18 protein-coding genes and 1 pseudogene are annotated in these 16,956 nt (G+C 40.2%); 15 read left to right on the forward strand and 4 right to left on the reverse strand.

The features are described from left to right. Positions 1 to 11: 11 nt before the first annotated feature. From PR699_RS09990 to PR699_RS10040, 11 genes are all read left to right on the forward strand, one after another. A complete protein-coding gene (locus PR699_RS09990; protein WP_014656018.1) occupies positions 12 to 1,100 on the forward strand; it encodes an extracellular solute-binding protein in 1,089 nt (362 codons plus the stop codon). 1,751 nt (positions 1,101 to 2,851) lie between these two features. After that, complete coding sequence (locus PR699_RS09995) at positions 2,852 to 3,394, forward strand: fimbrial protein (protein WP_014656017.1); 543 nt, start codon at positions 2,852 to 2,854, stop codon at positions 3,392 to 3,394. Between the two features lie 83 nt (positions 3,395 to 3,477). After that, entirely contained in the window at positions 3,478 to 4,203 is a 726-nt protein-coding gene (locus PR699_RS10000; RefSeq protein ID WP_014656016.1) for a molecular chaperone, read from the forward strand. Beyond that, positions 4,187 to 4,735 (forward strand): fimbrial protein, encoded by a 549-nt coding sequence (locus PR699_RS10005; protein WP_014656015.1) that lies wholly within the window; start codon positions 4,187 to 4,189, stop codon positions 4,733 to 4,735. Before PR699_RS10000 ends, PR699_RS10005 begins: the two co-directional genes overlap by 17 nt. 19 nt (positions 4,736 to 4,754) lie before the next feature. Next, a complete protein-coding gene (locus tag PR699_RS10010; protein WP_053110176.1) occupies positions 4,755 to 5,324 on the forward strand; it encodes a fimbrial protein in 570 nt (189 codons plus the stop codon). 71 nt (positions 5,325 to 5,395) lie between these two features. After that, on the forward strand, positions 5,396 to 5,971 hold the full coding sequence (locus PR699_RS10015; RefSeq protein WP_014656013.1) for a fimbrial protein: 576 nt from the start codon (positions 5,396 to 5,398) through the stop codon (positions 5,969 to 5,971). A gap of 13 nt (positions 5,972 to 5,984) precedes the next feature. After that, positions 5,985 to 6,749: a molecular chaperone gene (locus PR699_RS10020; protein WP_014656012.1), complete on the forward strand. Its 765-nt coding sequence runs from the start codon at positions 5,985 to 5,987 to the stop codon at positions 6,747 to 6,749. After that, entirely contained in the window at positions 6,736 to 7,557 is an 822-nt protein-coding gene (locus tag PR699_RS10025) for a molecular chaperone (RefSeq protein ID WP_014656011.1), read from the forward strand. The genes PR699_RS10020 and PR699_RS10025 overlap by 14 nt, the downstream gene beginning before the upstream one ends. Positions 7,558 to 7,634: 77 nt before the next feature. Beyond that, on the forward strand, positions 7,635 to 10,271 hold the full coding sequence (locus tag PR699_RS10030) for a fimbria/pilus outer membrane usher protein (protein ID WP_272572844.1): 2,637 nt from the start codon (positions 7,635 to 7,637) through the stop codon (positions 10,269 to 10,271). Positions 10,272 to 10,398: 127 nt separating this feature from the next. Further along, positions 10,399 to 11,652, forward strand: coding sequence for a hypothetical protein (locus PR699_RS10035; RefSeq protein ID WP_014656009.1), 1,254 nt, complete (start codon positions 10,399 to 10,401; stop codon positions 11,650 to 11,652). A gap of 81 nt (positions 11,653 to 11,733) precedes the next feature. After that, positions 11,734 to 12,327, forward strand: a complete 594-nt coding sequence (locus PR699_RS10040) for a hypothetical protein (protein ID WP_148271180.1) — start codon at positions 11,734 to 11,736, stop codon at positions 12,325 to 12,327. Here the strand turns inward: PR699_RS10040 and PR699_RS10045 are convergent. The 4 genes and pseudogenes from PR699_RS10045 to PR699_RS10060 form a co-directional block, all read right to left on the reverse strand. Further along, positions 12,316 to 12,468, reverse strand: a pseudogene (locus PR699_RS10045) (helix-turn-helix domain-containing protein); the annotation flags it as partial. The gene PR699_RS10040 and the pseudogene PR699_RS10045 sit on opposite strands and share 12 nt — an antisense overlap. A gap of 524 nt (positions 12,469 to 12,992) precedes the next feature. Then, the gene (locus tag PR699_RS10050; RefSeq protein WP_014656007.1) at positions 12,993 to 13,181 is read right to left on the reverse strand and encodes a YodC family protein; all 189 of its coding nucleotides are present in this window, start codon (positions 13,179 to 13,181) and stop codon (positions 12,993 to 12,995) included. A gap of 3 nt (positions 13,182 to 13,184) precedes the next feature. Further along, positions 13,185 to 13,760 carry a hypothetical protein gene (locus PR699_RS10055; RefSeq protein ID WP_014656006.1) on the reverse strand — a complete coding sequence of 192 codons (576 nt, stop codon included), beginning with the start codon at positions 13,758 to 13,760 and terminating at the stop codon, positions 13,185 to 13,187. 258 nt (positions 13,761 to 14,018) lie between these two features. Further along, positions 14,019 to 14,204, reverse strand: coding sequence for a hypothetical protein (locus PR699_RS10060; RefSeq protein ID WP_041705353.1), 186 nt, complete (start codon positions 14,202 to 14,204; stop codon positions 14,019 to 14,021). A gap of 135 nt (positions 14,205 to 14,339) precedes the next feature. Between PR699_RS10060 and PR699_RS10065 the strand changes: the two genes are divergently transcribed. The 4 genes from PR699_RS10065 (at position 14,340) to PR699_RS10080 (ending at position 16,903) form a co-directional block, all read left to right on the forward strand. Beyond that, positions 14,340 to 14,522 (forward strand): hypothetical protein, encoded by a 183-nt coding sequence (locus tag PR699_RS10065; protein WP_014656004.1) that lies wholly within the window; start codon positions 14,340 to 14,342, stop codon positions 14,520 to 14,522. Next, the gene (locus PR699_RS10070; RefSeq protein ID WP_014656003.1) at positions 14,515 to 14,742 is read left to right on the forward strand and encodes a DUF2523 family protein; all 228 of its coding nucleotides are present in this window, start codon (positions 14,515 to 14,517) and stop codon (positions 14,740 to 14,742) included. The genes PR699_RS10065 and PR699_RS10070 overlap by 8 nt, the downstream gene beginning before the upstream one ends. A 10-nt stretch (positions 14,743 to 14,752) precedes the next feature. Next, the gene (locus PR699_RS10075) at positions 14,753 to 15,670 is read left to right on the forward strand and encodes a zonular occludens toxin family protein (protein WP_014656002.1); all 918 of its coding nucleotides are present in this window, start codon (positions 14,753 to 14,755) and stop codon (positions 15,668 to 15,670) included. A 108-nt stretch (positions 15,671 to 15,778) separates the two neighbouring features. Then, positions 15,779 to 16,903, forward strand: coding sequence for a type II secretion system protein GspD (locus PR699_RS10080; protein ID WP_272572845.1), 1,125 nt, complete (start codon positions 15,779 to 15,781; stop codon positions 16,901 to 16,903). The last annotated feature ends 53 nt before the right edge of the window (positions 16,904 to 16,956 follow it).

A 16,956-nucleotide genomic window follows, 5' to 3' on the forward strand; every position in this document is an offset into this window, starting at 1 on the left:
GTAGTCAAATTATGAAAAAAATATCATTGGCGCTCTTACTGGGAGTCGCAGTTATATCAACCTCTTACGCTCAAGATGTAGATAAAAATTCCTTTCCTAACTGGGATGAGGTGATAAAGCAAGCAAAACAAGAAGGAGAGGTTACATTTAACATTTGGTACTTGCAGCCGCAGTGGCGTAATTTTGTGAAGGGATTCGAAGATGAATATGGAATAAAAGTACAAATCTCAGAAGGAACCATTGATGGAAATATGAATAAACTTTTAGCCGAATCAAAAAAACAGAGTGGTAAAATTGATGTAATGGCCTTATCCATTGCTCAACTGCCTATTACTTTAAAAGCTAATGCAATCAGTAAAGTTGACTGGCTCCCAGGCTATGAGAATGGAGTTCATACAATACAAAACATCGATACACAGGGGTATGCCGTCGCTTTTTGGGGAAATCAAACTGGATTCGCCTATGATCCCAAACAATTTGGCGATCAAGCTCTTCCTCAAACACTCGATGACCTTCAGGCGTTTATCGATGCAAATCCCAATCGTTTTGGATATAACGATCCCAATAACGGAGGCGCTGGTGAAGCCTTCATTCAGCGTATTGTCACACTCAAAAGCGGTGAGTTTGATAGCAGTGCAACGAAGATTGATCCAAAGGTGATTAAAGGTTGGTCTTCTGGCTGGGCGTGGTTTACTAAAAACAAATCTAGTATTACGCAAACCGCATCTGGCGCCGATAGTCTCACACGTTTAAATGATGGAGAGTTGATGTTGGTTCCAGCTTGGGAAGATCATATGCTAGGCTTGCAACACAATGGAGCAATAACTTCAAGATTAAAATTTTATGTCCCCAAATTTGGTATGCCAGGGGGAGGGAATGTTGTAACCATCGCTGCAAATAGTCAACACCCAAATGCCTCCGCTGTTTTTATTAACTGGTTGATTCAACCTAAAACTCAGCAAGCGCTGAAAGAGACCTTTGGCACTTCCCCCATGACTAAAATGGCTACTGCTAATCAGGTGTCAGACGTGAAATTCTATGGGAAAGACTATAGTATGCTCTTCCGCAAGGAGTTCGTGCGAAATGTGACAATGAAGTAAAATTTTTATTGTCGATCCGAAAAATGATACTTTCTTGAGGGGAGAGGTTAAAAAATCAAAATATTTTCTCCAATCCCCAAGTTCTTTATAAACCGCTCTCCAGAGGCAATCTATTTGCACGCAATATAATATTCTTTCAAAGGTCATTCGGTGTTCAAATGCCTCCATATTAGCATAAGTTGAAATGGTCTACGGCCCTGTTGCTCTGTTTACATGGTTTTAGGCATAGTCATTTTCTGTATTTTGAATTTTGGTGAAACCATTATAACAACCCATTTACTGATTTTTATACCGGAAATATCAACACGCTCTAGTGAAATATATGATAGCTCGCTAAATAATTTTTATATAAAAAATATTTAAGTCATCATAAAAAATGTCTTTGACCTTAATATCCATTTTTATTATTGCCGCTGTAGTTTTCATAAAACTGATAATGCAAAAAAATTTAAAAATACAATCAAGCATGATATTTTTTACATATAGACACAGTTGGATATAGTTTTTTTTGTGTATATCACTGAGGTAATTTATTTATCATTATGATAAATAAGAATATTGTGTTTTTTTAAAAATCATTATCAAATTATCTAATTTGGATATGCTATATATTTTATTTAAAAGTATTAAAATATTCTAATTTAAAAATTAATAACTTTTCTCTTAACCTGACATGTTCATTTTTGGTGTTATATTTCGTCACTTAAAGATGATTCATAATAGACTGTTCCGTGAGATTGCCTGTTAATGCCATATTCAGGCCATTTGTAATTTTTTGTACACAAAAATTCGTTTACTCGTTGTAGTAAATTATTGGCTTTGTGTTTTTTAGAAATTTGATTTTGTAGGCAATCTCACGTAGGTTAGTAATAAGAAAACACAGAAAACGTGTATTTTTAAGTGATGCTGATGCTGATGTAGGTTGGAGTTAGGGGGATTAGGATTGGTATAATATGAAGCTGTTACATTCACAAAAATTTCTTAACTTAACACAGCGTCAAATATACTCTAAGGCTATCAGTGACGAAATTTATTCAGCGTTTAATGATAGGAAAGGGGGGTAACTGAGTGACTTGATATTTTTCAATAGCAAGTTTCACGTGTGAACGTAATGTATCTCGTATGATTTTAGATTTTCTTATATTGATATTGAATATATTTGCTGTACCTATAGAAAAATTTATTAGTCGGATGTTAAATCGATTCTCCTATTTAAGATTTAAAAAATTATGCTGATAGCAGTGCTTTATTGAATTAAAAGAATTACAAGGTGCTATAAACTGAAAATAGCAATGCCATGACTCCCTATAATAAAGAGCTTTTCTGTAATCTAACAATTAATTCATATGTTTTATTTTTTATATGGCCAATTCTATATGGGATACTCTGATATTGATAGCAACATTTAAATAGACCTATTCATTTATAATTAGCTTAAATAAAGCACATGCTTAAGTGTATTTTTATATTACAGTAACTTAAGTGTACGTATGACCTTTTTTGATTGATTTTTTGTTACCTAAATGCACTTAGAATTATAGAGAAAATATATTTTAATTTTGATTAAATTCAACAAATCTGATGTTTATTTAAAACTACACTGAGGTAAAGGCAATGCTCTTTTGGACTAAAGGTAAAAGAGCATGACCTTTATTTCTATGGACTGAAATAAAGAGGTATTAATCAATGACTCTTAAAATTGAATGTTTATCTCAATTTATTATTTAACCTGATTCAATAGGAATTTAATTATGTCGTTTAAAACTAACCTGCTTTCTGCTGCTCTATTAGCTGGTTTTTCTGTCGCTAGCTTGAATGCAATGGCAGCACCTTCTGCAGAAGTGACACTGCAAGGGATCCTGACTAAAACTACCTGTGATGTCACTATCAACGGAGGCAAATCAATATTAAACGTCGGTGTTTTCAATAATAAAGTTGGTGGCGCAGACGCAAGCTTCCCTGCAATTAATGCCATCACTAAAGCTGTCGATATGCCTGTGACACTAGTTGGCTGTGCTGACGGTGAAAACGGTGAATTGATTATTCAAGGTATTACCTCTACGGGTAATAACGAGCAAAATGTGTTCGTTGCTAATGATTCACAAACTGTTGGTTTTATGATTCAAGATGATGCCAATACCATCATCACTAATGGTAAAGGTCCTGTAGTTGATATTGGTGCGGGCAATACTGAAGGTCAATATACATTTAAAGTAGGTATGGCAACAACCACAGCAACTCCAGATGTAGGTGCATATAGCGCGCCAGTTCTGATCGCTTACATCGTTGACTAATACTATTAAGTCGACAGAGCATAACTGGGTAAGGCGGCATAGCTGCCTTGCCTTCTTCTCGTGAAAGAGTTGAGGATCCGTAAATGCGAAACATTCGATTAGTGCAAGGGTTATGCAGTACGCTGCTATGGTTATCTACAACCTCGTTGGCAGGCATTGCCATCGATACCACTCGAGTGATTTTCACTGCAAATGACAATACGAGAGGAGTCAGCGTCGGTGTTACTAGCTCAAGTCAATCACTAACCCCTTATCTTGTTAAAGCTCAAGTGCTAAACAACCCATTCGGTGATAAAGGAGAAACACCATTTTTGGTATCACCTTCTTTATTTCGTTTAGAGCCTGGTACTACGAATCAAGTGCGCGTCATGAAAAAAGCCACCGTTTTACCACAAGATAAAGAGTCAGTCTTTTATTTACGCACGGTAGCGATTCCAACCAGTGAAAATAATTTAGAGCAGCCACAAAACAATATCGGTGGCACAGTACAGGTATCAACAGGGAATGTAATTAAACTGTTTTATCGCCCTAATAATCTGGGGATGACCCAGCAGCAAGCGACTAAATTACTAAAATTTACCCGCGCGAATGGGGGGGTCAAAGTTTCAAATCCAACGCCTTATTATATCACGTTAACAGGCCTCAAAATTGGCGATAAAAATGTGCCATTAAGTGTGAAACTTAATAACAACATGATTGCACCTTTCAGTGATTATACCTACCACCAAGTACCTCAACAAGGCGCCGTCGAGTGGATATCCATTAATGATTACGGTGGAGCGGAGGTATCACATGGGCAAGTACAATAAACACCTTGGCTTTCTCTTCCTCTTCTTATGTGGGGGGGCTTTTGCTAAAGGAAATGAAACAGAAATCAGTGCCATGATTAACGATGATATAGGATGCGAGATACGCTTACCCAGCTCATTGGAGTTTACCCCTCAGCGAACATCCGCTTTTCAAGGGGGAACGACGACCTATGAAATTAAACCATTAAGAGCACAATTATTGTGTGTTGATAAAACAGCAGAGCTGACCCCTAAATTAACATTGGACGGCAATACTCCTTATAGCGAAAACAGCATCTTTCTTGATGGTATACCGAACAGTGTGGGTTTTATGTTGCGCGTGAGTGATGGCACACCAATATCATTGGGAGATTTTTTCCAATTAGATAAGGCTATTAAACGAGGTGAGCCAGTGTTCCTGACGCCATTAAATTTAGCCAACCATCATCAAGTTGAAGAAATTTTTTTAGTGGGGTTAGTCGGACCTATTGACGGCAATGCAGTGCCCGGAAAGTTCTCTGCAGCATTAACTTTTAATCTTATTTTTCAGTAACAACAAATAGGACAAGAATATGCAACACATGAAAAAAATAACCTCCATGTTATTGCTTACAAGTGTGTTAGGTATCTCGCTCACGGGGTATCCAGCGATAGCTGCACAAACTACCACCACCACCATCACCGCAAGCATTGTGGGTGGCGCCTGTGATATTTCAGTACCGCCGTCTGTGCCTTTTGGAGAAGTACAAGCTGTCGATATTATCAATGAAAATGGTATTTCTGAAATGTTTGATATTAAGCTAGATGCCTGTAATGGATATGGTTTAACCCCATCCATTAAAGTGACCGGTGATATCGACTCGAGTTCAGGTGAAGACCTTTTTATCACCCCGACAAGCACCAGCCAAGGCTATGGCGTGTTGCTATCAACTGCGGGAAATACCTATTTTGCTCAAAATGACAATCTTGCCAAAAATGACACCATTAGTGCCAAAGGTAACGATTGGAATACCAAATTTGCCTCAGTTTTGGACGGTACAATCCCAATGAAAGCCACTCTAAGTTGCGGGGGATGTGTGGATACTAAACTGAAAGGTGGCGCATTGAACGCCTCGATCACTTTTAATTTTTTATATCAGTAGAATACAAATTCTCGATAGGGTAATAGGCGCTATCGAGTTAAGACAAGATTAGGCTGATTTTGAGGCACCCTATGACAATAACATTAAAATTTTCGTTACTCACTTTCATGACTGGGCTGTTATTGCCAATGGCTGAGCTTCATGCAGGCACAGCATCTCAAGATGTCAAATTTCTCGCTACCTTTTACGGAGGCGGTTGTGATATCTCTGTTCCACCAAATTTTAAATTTAACAATGGTGACCCAGTGATGCGGGACTCCGTTGCCGCGGGGAATGAATCCCTTGAAATACCATTAACGATATCGAAGTGTGATGGCTACTTTATGAAGCCTAAAATTATGGTATCTGGTACATCAAGTTCAATGCAAGGAACACAATTGTTTGCAGATGCTTCAAGTAGTGCGAAAGGCTACGGCATTTTACTGTCAACAGCAGGGAATTCAGGGTGGTCTGAGAATACTAACCTTGCTGAAAGTGGGGTAGTGGATGCCAAAAATTGGCCTTCTGGTGGTACAAATAGCGTCATCGGTTTGAATGGGAATTTAACGTTTAATGCCAAATTAAGTTGTGGTGCCTGTGCATCAAATGCCAATTTAAATGGCGGTATTTTAACATCGACCGTGACCTTTACTTTCGCTTATAACTAGCCTCGAGGTAGATATGTTAACCCATCGTTTTTTCCGTTGTGTCCAATTGCAGGTCATCTTGATGTCTGCGGTATTTACTGTCACTTCATTGGCAGCCGAAGGGGGATTGCGTTTAACACAAACTCGAGTCGTGTTTAATGGTGGCGATAATAGTGCCAAAGTGGCTATTAAAAATAATAGCGAGCAAGTTTATTTGGTAAAAGTGGATGTGATGAACACTCAGGAAGGGAATGCAGATATGCCAGCCCCTCCATTTTTAGTAACGCCACCGTTGTCGCGGTTAGAAGCCTTGAGCCAAAATACCTCACTGGTTGTGCGCAATGGTGCAGAAAAGCTACCAAATGACCGTGAATCTGTCTTTTATCTCAGCTTTTTGGCGATCCCTTCCACGAAAAAATGGGCTAATAGCGATGAAAACATGACCAGCGCACAAGTTTCCGTTGGCGTTCGTAATGTAATCAAGCTGTTTTATCGCCCCGCTAATTTACCCATCACCGTGGAGCAGGCGGCGCGTAAATTAACTTTCAGCCAGAAAGGCCAACAATTAAAGGTCACTAACCCAACGCCTTATTACCTGACGCTTGCACAATTAAAAACAGATCAGTATGGGGTCGATCTTCGTAATGCCGAGCCCATGCTCGCCCCATTTTCAACCCGTCATTACTCAGTCCATGGCAAAGTGACCCAAGCGCAATGGGCGGTGATCGGTGATTTTGGCAACATGAGCCAGATGTATCAGGCTACCGTGCAAACAGGAGCGGAAGATGTTAATCCATAAGCAAAGCATTATCATCCGTCGGGAGGGCTTCGTGGGGCTCATGCTATTATTAGTGGCCTTCGTGGCTCCTGTACAGGCAGATAATATTTCTAATCAGATGAATGGCATCACGCTCAGTACCACGCGGGTGATTTATCCTCATGATGCCAAAAATGGTGTGACTTATAGTGTGACGAACAATACGTCGTCGGCGTATTTATTACAGGCGTTAATTTTGCCGTGGGAAGGACAAGCACCTAGCTCGCCCGAAGATGAAGGCAAATCACCAAGCTTAAACTCAGACGAAACCCAAGGTATTGGCTCTTTTATCGTGTTGCCCCCGTTGCAGCGTTTCGAACCGGGAGAAACGGTAACATTGCGTATCCGCCAGAAACATAATTTGCTAGCACAGGACAAAGAAACAATCGAGGTCTTATCACTTACGGCAATCCCTGCGCAAGCAGATCCGAAAACGTTAACGAATAACAATGCTGCCCAACTTTCGATGGTGCTGCAAAATAACCTAAAACTGTTTTATCGTCCTGCGGGGATACCTGATTATCAGATTGAGAAAGTCGAAGAACAATTACAGTTTTCACAGACGAAAACCCAGCTCATCGTTAAAAATCCGACACCATTTTATGTCACTTTTAGTTCCCTCTCATTGGGGGGAAAAGCGGTAGATATAAGCAATGCTCGCATGATAGCTCCGTTCAGTGAGCAATATTGGCCACTGGATAATCGTGCCACCAATAATGAAGTGCGTTGGCAACTGATTGATGACAAAGGTGGTACTTATGAAGCAAACAGCCGTCATCTAACACAATAATCGGAAATTGACAAAAAAATTACCTGATGCCAATTAGCAACGGGGGGTTCCTTGCACAAGCGAGATAGAGTGAAATTATGAAAATATCAAATAAAGCAATTTATAATAACAATTTAAAGTCAATTTATCACTATCATCCACTAGTCTGGTTACTCGTTGTTGCCACGTTTCCTACCTTGGCAGATGATTACTTTGACCCCAGTTTTTTGGGAGTGGTTGGCGAAAGTACGGATGTGGATTTGTCGGCTTTTTCACAAGTAGGGGGTGTGGCCGAGGGAGAATATACGGTATCGGTGTTTGTGAACCAACAAGATACCGGGCAATATACGATGAACTTTGTGAAAACAGAGCAGGGGAATGTGGTTCCTGAAATCACTCCTGCTCAACTTGAGTCCTTTGGCGTGAATGTGCCACAGATTCCCGATCTCAAAAATTTACCAGCAGAAGAGCCCATTTTAAATATTGGTTCGCTGATCCCTCAAGCGACGACAACATTAGATCTGGCGCGGCTGCGATTGGACATCAGTGTGCCACAGGTTGCCATGAAACCGAGTGTGTACCGCAATACAGATCCCTCACTGTGGGATGAGGGGATCCCCGCGCTGATGGCTAACTATAATTTCAGTGCTGGGCGCTCGACAAATAGCTATAGTCAAGGACTAAAAACCCACAACAATAACCTGTTTGCGTCGGTACGTGCAGGGGCAAATGCGGGGCCTTGGCGTTTACGCAGCACCTTGACGCATACGCGATTTGAATACAGTGGGGGGCTTAACCAATCCTCTTCCACAGACACGCAAACCCGCTTTTCAAGCACCACGCTATCCCGCGATATTCGCGCATTACGTTCAATTTTGGTGATTGGCGAAACCAGCACGTATAGCGATGTTTTCGATGGCGTTCCTTTCAAAGGGGTACAGCTGACCTCTAGCGAGCAAATGTTGCCCACTCAACTGCGGGGTTATGCACCGACGATAAGCGGTGTGGCTAACAGTAATGCACGTATCACGGTGCGCCAAAATGGTAACGTTATTTATGAGACCTACGTGGCTCCCGGTGCATTTTATATTAATGACATACAACAAGCAGGATTGTCGGGTGACTATGATGTGACTATCACCGAAGCGGATGGTAGCGAACGTCAATTTGTAGTGCCTTATTCCTCATTGCCAGTGATGCTACGGCCAGGGGGCTGGAAATATGAACTCGCCTCCGGCCGTTATGATGGGAATTTGACTACAGACTCTCGCCGTTCAGATTTTGTATTAGGCACCGCGGTATACGGTTTACACAATAATGTCACTTTGTACGGTGGAACGTTATTGGCGAAAGATTATCAATCCTTGAGTTTGGGAAGTGGATTCTCTTTAGGGAACTTCGGGGCACTGTCAACGGATGTGACCCATTCATCAGCCAAATTTAGTGGTGCAGCGCAGCAAGGCAGTGATCGTCAAACTGGTCAATCTTACCGTATTCGTTATTCAAAAAGTTTGATGTCGACGGGCACATCTGTCGATCTTACCGCATTGCGTTACTCAACCGAGCATTTTTACAGCTTTAGTGAATTTAATAGTCAAGGTTATCGACTTGAAGAAGGGCTGATCCCGTGGACTTTACAGCGTCGTCGCAGCAGTTTCCAGACACAATTGAGTCAACAAATGGCGGAATATGGTTCACTGCATTTTCGGGCAAATCGCGATGATTACTGGGGAAGTAACCGAACCTTAACTGGGCTTTCATTGGGCTATAGTAACAGCATTAAGGGGATCGGCTATGGTGTGAACTATAACATTGACCGTGTGAAAGACCCACGAGGAAATTGGCCAGAAAACCGACAGTTATCATTCAATGTTAATGTGCCATTTAGCCTATTTGCACAGGATAAAAATCTGCAATCGATTTATGCCACCTATTCAATGACCCATGATAATAATGGACGAACTCAGAATAATACAGGGCTAAGCGGTAGTGTGATGGACGGTAAGCTGTCTTACAGCGTTTCTCAAAGTTGGGGAAATCAAGAGCAAACGGCTAACAGTAACGTGAATGTGGGTTACCAAGGAAACAAGGGCAGCATTAGTGGGGGTTATAGTTATAGCAACACCAGCCAGAATATCAACATGAATGCCAGCGGTGGGGTATTAGTGCACTCAGAAGGGGTCACTTTTTCTCGTACAATGGGGGATTCGGTAGCGTTAGTGAGTGCTCCCGGTGCCAGTGGTGTCAGTGTGAATGGTGGAGTGGCCGTGACAGATTGGCGGGGTTATGCAGTTTCCCCTTATTTATTGGATTACAACAAAAATAGCATTGGTTTAGACCCAAGTACCTTACCGATGGATGTGGATTTAGTGCAATCAAACGTTAACGTCTACCCAACAAAAGGGGCGGTAGTCAAAGCTAGTTTTACCACGCGTATTGGTTATCAAGTACTGATGACTCTAAAACAAGAAACAAAATATGTGCCTTTTGGGGCGATTGCAACATTAGTGTCTGATGATGGAGCAGAAACTATCAACAGTATTGTGGGCGATTCAGGGCAAGTGTACCTCACGGGGTTGCCAGAAAATGGCAAATTGTTAGTAAAGTGGGGTGAAGATGCTGCACAACAATGCCAAGTGAGTTTTGATTTACGTAATCTCACCATGTCTGCAGACATGCCCATTCGGCAAGTGTCTTATCGCTGCATGAGTAAGCCAAAACAAGTACAACCGTAACCTACGGATCAAGAGAAAGCGATGGCTGAGAAACCAGTTATCACAGAGTTCAAAAAGTTGATACAGCTACGTTAAGTAATGGCCCGAATAGAAAACGTTGACTGCAACGGTCGACAGGAGAATTAAAATGATAAAATTCCATGGTGATAAACAAGTCTATAATCAAGATGACTCTCAACAATTATATGGGCAAGCTCTCAGCTTATCTTATCTCGCTCAAAGCAAAAGTGAGAATAAATATAAAAAAATAATACAGAGATATCAATGGGCCTATCGTGTTGCCTTAATGCTACCAATGATAGTCTTTCCAACTATTTCAAATGGTATGGATATTTCGCTAAAGCCTGGAGAAAGTTCACAACTTTTTTCAGCATCTGGCGACGCAATAGGGGCTGCTGATGGCAACGGTGTTGGAGTTATGACCGCAGGGTATCTTTCTGTCACGACACTTGAAGGAGCGACTAATAGTGATAAATCGTGCGCTCAAAATTCATTAGCCAATGGGGTCGCTAAGGTTGGAGTACTTTCTAATGGCGCAGCTAAAGGTTTTCTGATTGCTAACGATCTCGTTCTCTCTGTTCAAGGAACAATAGTATCCGAAGTACAACCAATAGGTAATCCAGAGATTTATACTTTGCTTAAAGGATCCATATCCATCACGCTAGATGGAGTTTTGACAGTTTCGAATCCTATTCATATTTATAACTGTCCTTCATTCAATTATGGGGCATCCTACTCTTCGTGGGGGAATAGTCGTAGTTATAAGGTTCAGAAATCTGCATTCAATGGGCAATTTAAGGTGACTGCAGGCCCTAATGCTGCACCAGGCAATTACCCGTATTATTTACTGAATTGCTCAGCTGGAGTTGCCTGTAATGCAACTCAGGCTAGAGTGGCATCGGGGATCGTAACGGTTGACATTCCCCGTACATGTACTATTGCTGTTACCCCATCAACAATCAATTATGGCGCAGTTGAACAACAAAACACCGAAACAGTGCTAGGCACAGCTACCTCTCAACTTAAAGTAAGTTGTACGGGCGGAGACAAAAGTATGAGCCCCTCTGTTAACGTTAGTTTCACCCGTGCCTCTAGTGCGGGGACTACTGCTACACAGACAGGGTTGATCAGCCTTGTGAATGATCAGAACAAACCCGTTGGCGCAGTTAGGGCTAATCAAACTACTCTCCAAGATCTGTCTGGTGCTACATTTCCTGGCGTGATTAATGTGCATGGCAATATAACATATAAGTTAACGGGTAGTAGCTGGGAGGATCTTTCCACACCAATTACGTGGACTCTCTACTCTTTTCCAACTGGGCAGGAACGGTATCTTGGGAATGCTAGCGGGTCGGTCAAAATTAAGATTGACTGGCCGTAACCAGCTATTTTTATTGACTAAAACCTCAAAAATAAGAACACTGAAATCAGCCTCGGTGTTCTTATTTACAACCTGAAATGTATGATGGCTATGGGCGTAAGTTTTTCAAAAGAAAAAGATTGGAAAGAAGCTTTAGATAGAGATGTCCAGTTAAATAAAGTGTTCGGTGGTTTTGCTGGCGCAATATTTACTGGTGAAGCAGGGGGTGTTTATAGTGGTACAAACTCAGCTGAAATAGTGACCAAATACAATCAGCAACATTATATACGTTGGATGATGAATGGCGGAGATAACCTCATTGCACTCGAGTCTTTATCTATGAAGTCAGGACTGGAAGGTGAAGACCTTGTTGATGCAATGGCGAGAGCATTAAAAGGTTTCCATTCAGAGAGTATGGACCCAGCCAAGCAATTTGTTCTTGCTTGGGGGAATATGGTTGGAATTCCTTTAAATATTATAATGGAAAATAAACCATTAGATGCGAAAACAGCAGCAGAAATTGTAACGAGTGGAATTCCAACAAGTGAAACAAAACTCGTTCAATACCTTATCGCTAAGATATATATTTCTTATATGAAAAATGGGATTCGGACTATTAAAATACAAGAATCGCTTGATTTAGAAAGAATTAAAAGGTTAGCTTATGACCCACATAAAAAAAGGATAGCGAACTAATAGCCGTCGGCATTGGCGAGCGGATATGCCTAATCGTTGTGCTGCCATTTTGGTTGGCAGGCGCTGGTCAATCACATCCTGGATCACTTTTAGTCGTTTAACATCTTCCAAGGTAAAAAACTCCGCTCTATAAGCCGTCATGTGAACCCCTTAATGGTGAGCCTACGTGACGGACATCTTAACTTAGCCCAGAGCGGACATTACAACTTTGCTATTACAATATAGGTTCGCATAATGGTCGAAAGGTTAAATATTTGAATCACATAAAAAAGCAGAACCACAACAGCATGATTCTGCTTATTAATTTATTTCTTTTTTAATTCATCTAGTTTTTCTTCGCAATAACTGTGCGCATAAGAAGCAACTAGCAATTCTGAAAGTATAAGTAATAGTTGAAACATAAAACCTCCATTCATGATTAATGGAGAAACAAAGATAGCATGATAAAAAATACTGCTCAATAAATAACGGGATAACAATATGAAGAACCAACATGATTAACCAGCCAGAACGCTGGATTTCTTCATTTCACATTTAGGTTCGCACAATGTTTGACGCTATGTTACAAAAGGGTTCTGAGCGATTGCGGTAGAATGGTTTTGGGATTTACCGCAATCGGGAAGGTTCGTCTTTACACATAGAGTGCATTGTGCGAATCAGTATGTTTATTGGTTGTATGTTCTTATTGTTTTCATTAGACATACGGGATAAAAATTAGCACCTTGTAAATTTCCATCCTTATTAAACCATTGGCAAAATATCATTGGATTTCCCAAAGCATCATTATTCCCCCCACAGACAGTCATTTCTTTTTCTTCTGATTTCAGAAGAACAATATCGCCTATATTAAACATATATTAGTTTCCTTTTTTGATGCGTTCCCATTCTTCTTTAAAGATACTTTGTGATAATGAAGTTATTTCATCTATATTTTTCTCTATCTTTGTTCTATTTTTCAGAGTATTATCCTCTGAAAGTTGATTGTCTGGTTTTAGGTTTTCATTAATGAATGACATGAGATTTTCTTTTAAATTATTGATTTCATTATCAAGTTTTATGTGCTTATCTTCTTTAGGGTTCAGGAATAGTTTCACATTAAAATACGAAGAATTAATTGCACCATATTCATAAATATATTCGCTGAATGTTTTTTTATTATCTTGGTTTTGTATGTGCTCTATTCTGAGTATTTCACGGATATCATAAGTTATATAATTTGATTTTGTGCAAATTAATGAAATATCCTTTCTTAAAGCGTTTATCCAGTCTTGCCTGTGTTTCGATTTTACTTCAATACCTAATCGTTGCTTTTTTGTAAAATGTGAAATAACTAATGTACTGATAAAAGTAATTACAGCAACTAACAAGGCTCCGAAAGCACCTATAATGGCAGCTATCGTAGTTGAATCGATTTTTTGAATGAAATCTTGCATAACATCCTCGTTTGCTTGTCCAAATTAAATGAGTACGTTTTGACGTCCTTACTGCCGAAAAATACTTTTTTAACTTGATACCATTTTCCCATTACTTCTATGGGAAAACGCTGTCATGTTTTGTGCTGAAAATGAAAAAGTAACTTTTTACCCACGGCAAACCCCCGTCCTGTACTACGGGGGTACTACGGGGGTAGTCTCAGGAGAACAGGGGGCATTCAGACAACTTATCTAACTTCTTTTTATGCCAAAGGAAAATCACTTTTTCTCTTTGTCATCCTTGGAAATCATATCGAGTTTGGCTTCCTGAAGGTATTCATCAATCAGAAAGTTAACAATTTCAGACCACTTGGTCACTTTTCCCGTCTTTGCCGTAATGTCAACTGCGGCTCTTTCAATCTTAAGGTAGCGATCATTGCTGATCCCTATGCTTTTTCTGGACATAGCTCCTCCCGTCACTTTTTTTGTATTGTATTGGAATATTCCATGTTTACAAATGTGCACATTTACTCTTGTGCACATTTGTTTTGTCATTTATACTTTTTGCAACTATGTAAATGTGCACAAATGGAGGAGCTAATGAATATCATCTACTTTCACTTCATCGACGGATACGGGATCAATGCCAATATTGGTACTAATTGGGATTTTTTCCGGTCATTTGATGAACTGGTAAAAGAGTGTTTATTCCACTTCGTTTTAGCACCAACAACGGCAATATCAGGGGATTTTATTGGTTACAGGGAGGTTTGCAGTGAATAAGAAACAACCATTCCCTGAGCTTTCAGCCGAAGCTGATGAGAGGGCTGTTTTTATTGACTGGTTTTTGCCCAAGTCAACCAATTTGGCGGAGCTTTTCGGCTCTTTGCCGGATGCTATCTGGTATTTTTTGAATTTATTACAATTTCCGCTGGGTGTGCCTCTGGTGATATCAGCAATGCTGACACGCTTTATTATCCGCAGACTGCCGATAATCGGGTAAGGGGATTTGTATGCCGATTACTGCATATGTGGGGGTTCCCCGTTCAGGTAAATCTTATGAAGTTGTGAAATCTGTGATTGTGCCGGCGATAGCGTCCGGTCGTCGTGTCATTTCCAATATCTACGGGCTGAATGAGGAAAAAATTAAACATTTCTGTCTGAAACAAAACAGGAAACTATCACCGGATAAATTGGGTTCACTGGTGCATGTTGAGAACAGCCAATGTATTGATGAGGATTTTTTACCATCAATTGAAAATCAGGCAACGTTCTGTCAGGCAGGCGATTTGGTAGTGATTGATGAAGTTTGGCGCGTCTGGGGTAGTGATAAAGATATCCCGAAAAATCACCGTTCTTTTATTGCTGAACACGGGCATTTTGTCCATGAAGAAACAGGTGTGATGTCTGATTTGGTGGTGATTAATCAGACAGTAACTGACATTCCTCGATTTATTAAAGCCCGAATAGAAACAACTTATCGAATGCAAAAACATGTTTCTTTAGGGTTGAGTAACCGTTATCGGGTTGATGTATTTCAGGGCGCAAAAATTACCAAATCTAACCGGATGAATTACTATCAGGAAAAATATGATAAGGCTATTTTTGAGCTTTATAAATCAGTTGAAGGTAATAACCCGAATACGGTCAAAACTGATAAACGTCAGTCGATTTTTTCATCTACTAAAGTATTGATGATAATTGTACTTGTCCCTATAGGGATTGCTGTTTCAGCATATTTTGTTTACGACTATTTCAATCAATATCTCAATTTAGAACAATCCGGTCAGGTGCAACCTGTTAACACGATTTCTTCCGGTGTTAATCAATCAATCAGCTTGCCTGTCGTTTCATCTAAACCTGTTTTATCGACAAAATGGCGTATTACAGGCGAATTAGTCAGGGAAGGCATACGTTATTTTGGCGGATAAACAAGGGCTATTACGGCTTGAGCCCCGCAGTCAGTTTCAGTTTAACGGCAGACTATTACAGGGCGAAATAGATGGAAAATTAGTCAATTACTATTCAGGAGGTTTGCAGTGATCAGATGGCTTGGCGTATTAATTTTCTTGGCATTACCCGCAGTAGCGAAAAATGTGGATTTCAAGCTGGAAGCCGTGCCGTTGCCGAAAGCGATTTCACTAATTTATGATGAAGTATTGCAAAAGCCTTACATGCTTGACCCGAATTTAGCTAACGATACCAGCCTGATTAGTTTTCATTCGACTGAAAAACAAGATTTTAATCAATTTATTATCCGTTATTTTCAGAATATGAATATCCGTATTTATGAGAAAAAAGACGTTGTTTATCTGGTTAAAGTTAAACCGCCAGAGCCGAAAGTGATTAAACAGAGTTTTGTTTATAATCCGATCCATCGTGATGTTGAGTATTTACAGGGCTTTCTTAAAACCGAAGGCGAAGTTGCTGCCAGTGGCGATAAACTGGTTTTTTATGGCACAAAAGATGAAATATCACGGGTTGAAAGTGTGCTGAGTGCTGTTGATACACCATCCCGTGAAGTGGTAGTGACAGGCTATGTGTTTGAAGTGCAGGATATTGAGAAAGAAGGCAGCGGGATCAATCTGTTAGCTAAGTTATTATCCGGCAAGCTGGGGATTAATATCGGCACAAAGCAGAATTATGAAAACTTCATTACCATTAATACAGGCAATCTGGATGCGATGATTGAGTTGTTCCGTACTGACCAGCGCTTTCATGTGATCAGCAGTCCGACTTTGCGGGTTAAATCCGGTTCAAAGGGCAATTTTAGTGTTGGCTCTGATGTGCCGATTTTATCAAGCGTGACGTATCAGGATGGTCGTCCGGTTCAGTCCGTCGAGTATCGTTCAAGCGGGGTCATTTTTGATATTCAGCCGACGATAAAAAGCCAAGCGATTGATTTGAAAATCCAACAGCAATTGTCTAACTTCGTCAAAACGGATACTGGCGTTAATCAGTCTCCGACACTGATTAAACGGGATATAGTAACCGATGTGACCGTAAAAAGTGGTGATGTGATTGTGCTGGGCGGTCTGGCTGAAAATAAGGTCGAAGAAGGTGAAACTGGCTTTAGTTTTCTACCTCATGATATTATTATCATTACTGGGTTGCTAACACTTTGTAATGAAAGAAAAAAGAACGTGAACGTTTTTTATTATTAAGTGAAAAAATCAATCAGTTACTTCATTCAGGTATAGATAATGCGTTTGATTAT

Source organism: Providencia sp. PROV268, assembly GCF_028477805.1.
Classification (GTDB): domain Bacteria; phylum Pseudomonadota; class Gammaproteobacteria; order Enterobacterales; family Enterobacteriaceae; genus Providencia; species Providencia stuartii.

Excerpts from the sequence above, each read along its gene's own strand:
- PR699_RS09990 (WP_014656018.1), top strand. The coding sequence starts at position 12 with ATGAAAAAAATATCATTGGCGCTCTTACTGGGAGTCGCAGTTATATCA.
- PR699_RS09995 (WP_014656017.1), top strand. The coding sequence starts at position 2,852 with ATGTCGTTTAAAACTAACCTGCTTTCTGCTGCTCTATTAGCTGGTTTT.
- PR699_RS10000 (WP_014656016.1), top strand. The coding sequence starts at position 3,478 with ATGCGAAACATTCGATTAGTGCAAGGGTTATGCAGTACGCTGCTATGG.
- PR699_RS10005 (WP_014656015.1), top strand. The coding sequence starts at position 4,187 with ATGGGCAAGTACAATAAACACCTTGGCTTTCTCTTCCTCTTCTTATGT.
- PR699_RS10010 (WP_053110176.1), top strand. The coding sequence starts at position 4,755 with ATGCAACACATGAAAAAAATAACCTCCATGTTATTGCTTACAAGTGTG.
- PR699_RS10015 (WP_014656013.1), top strand. The coding sequence starts at position 5,396 with ATGACAATAACATTAAAATTTTCGTTACTCACTTTCATGACTGGGCTG.
- PR699_RS10020 (WP_014656012.1), top strand. The coding sequence starts at position 5,985 with ATGTTAACCCATCGTTTTTTCCGTTGTGTCCAATTGCAGGTCATCTTG.
- PR699_RS10025 (WP_014656011.1), top strand. The coding sequence starts at position 6,736 with ATGTTAATCCATAAGCAAAGCATTATCATCCGTCGGGAGGGCTTCGTG.
- PR699_RS10030 (WP_272572844.1), top strand. The coding sequence starts at position 7,635 with ATGAAAATATCAAATAAAGCAATTTATAATAACAATTTAAAGTCAATT.
- PR699_RS10035 (WP_014656009.1), top strand. The coding sequence starts at position 10,399 with ATGATAAAATTCCATGGTGATAAACAAGTCTATAATCAAGATGACTCT.
- PR699_RS10040 (WP_148271180.1), top strand. The coding sequence starts at position 11,734 with ATGATGGCTATGGGCGTAAGTTTTTCAAAAGAAAAAGATTGGAAAGAA.
- PR699_RS10050 (WP_014656007.1), bottom strand. The coding sequence starts at position 13,181 with ATGTTTAATATAGGCGATATTGTTCTTCTGAAATCAGAAGAAAAAGAA.
- PR699_RS10055 (WP_014656006.1), bottom strand. The coding sequence starts at position 13,760 with ATGCAAGATTTCATTCAAAAAATCGATTCAACTACGATAGCTGCCATT.
- PR699_RS10060 (WP_041705353.1), bottom strand. The coding sequence starts at position 14,204 with ATGTCCAGAAAAAGCATAGGGATCAGCAATGATCGCTACCTTAAGATT.
- PR699_RS10065 (WP_014656004.1), top strand. The coding sequence starts at position 14,340 with ATGAATATCATCTACTTTCACTTCATCGACGGATACGGGATCAATGCC.
- PR699_RS10075 (WP_014656002.1), top strand. The coding sequence starts at position 14,753 with ATGCCGATTACTGCATATGTGGGGGTTCCCCGTTCAGGTAAATCTTAT.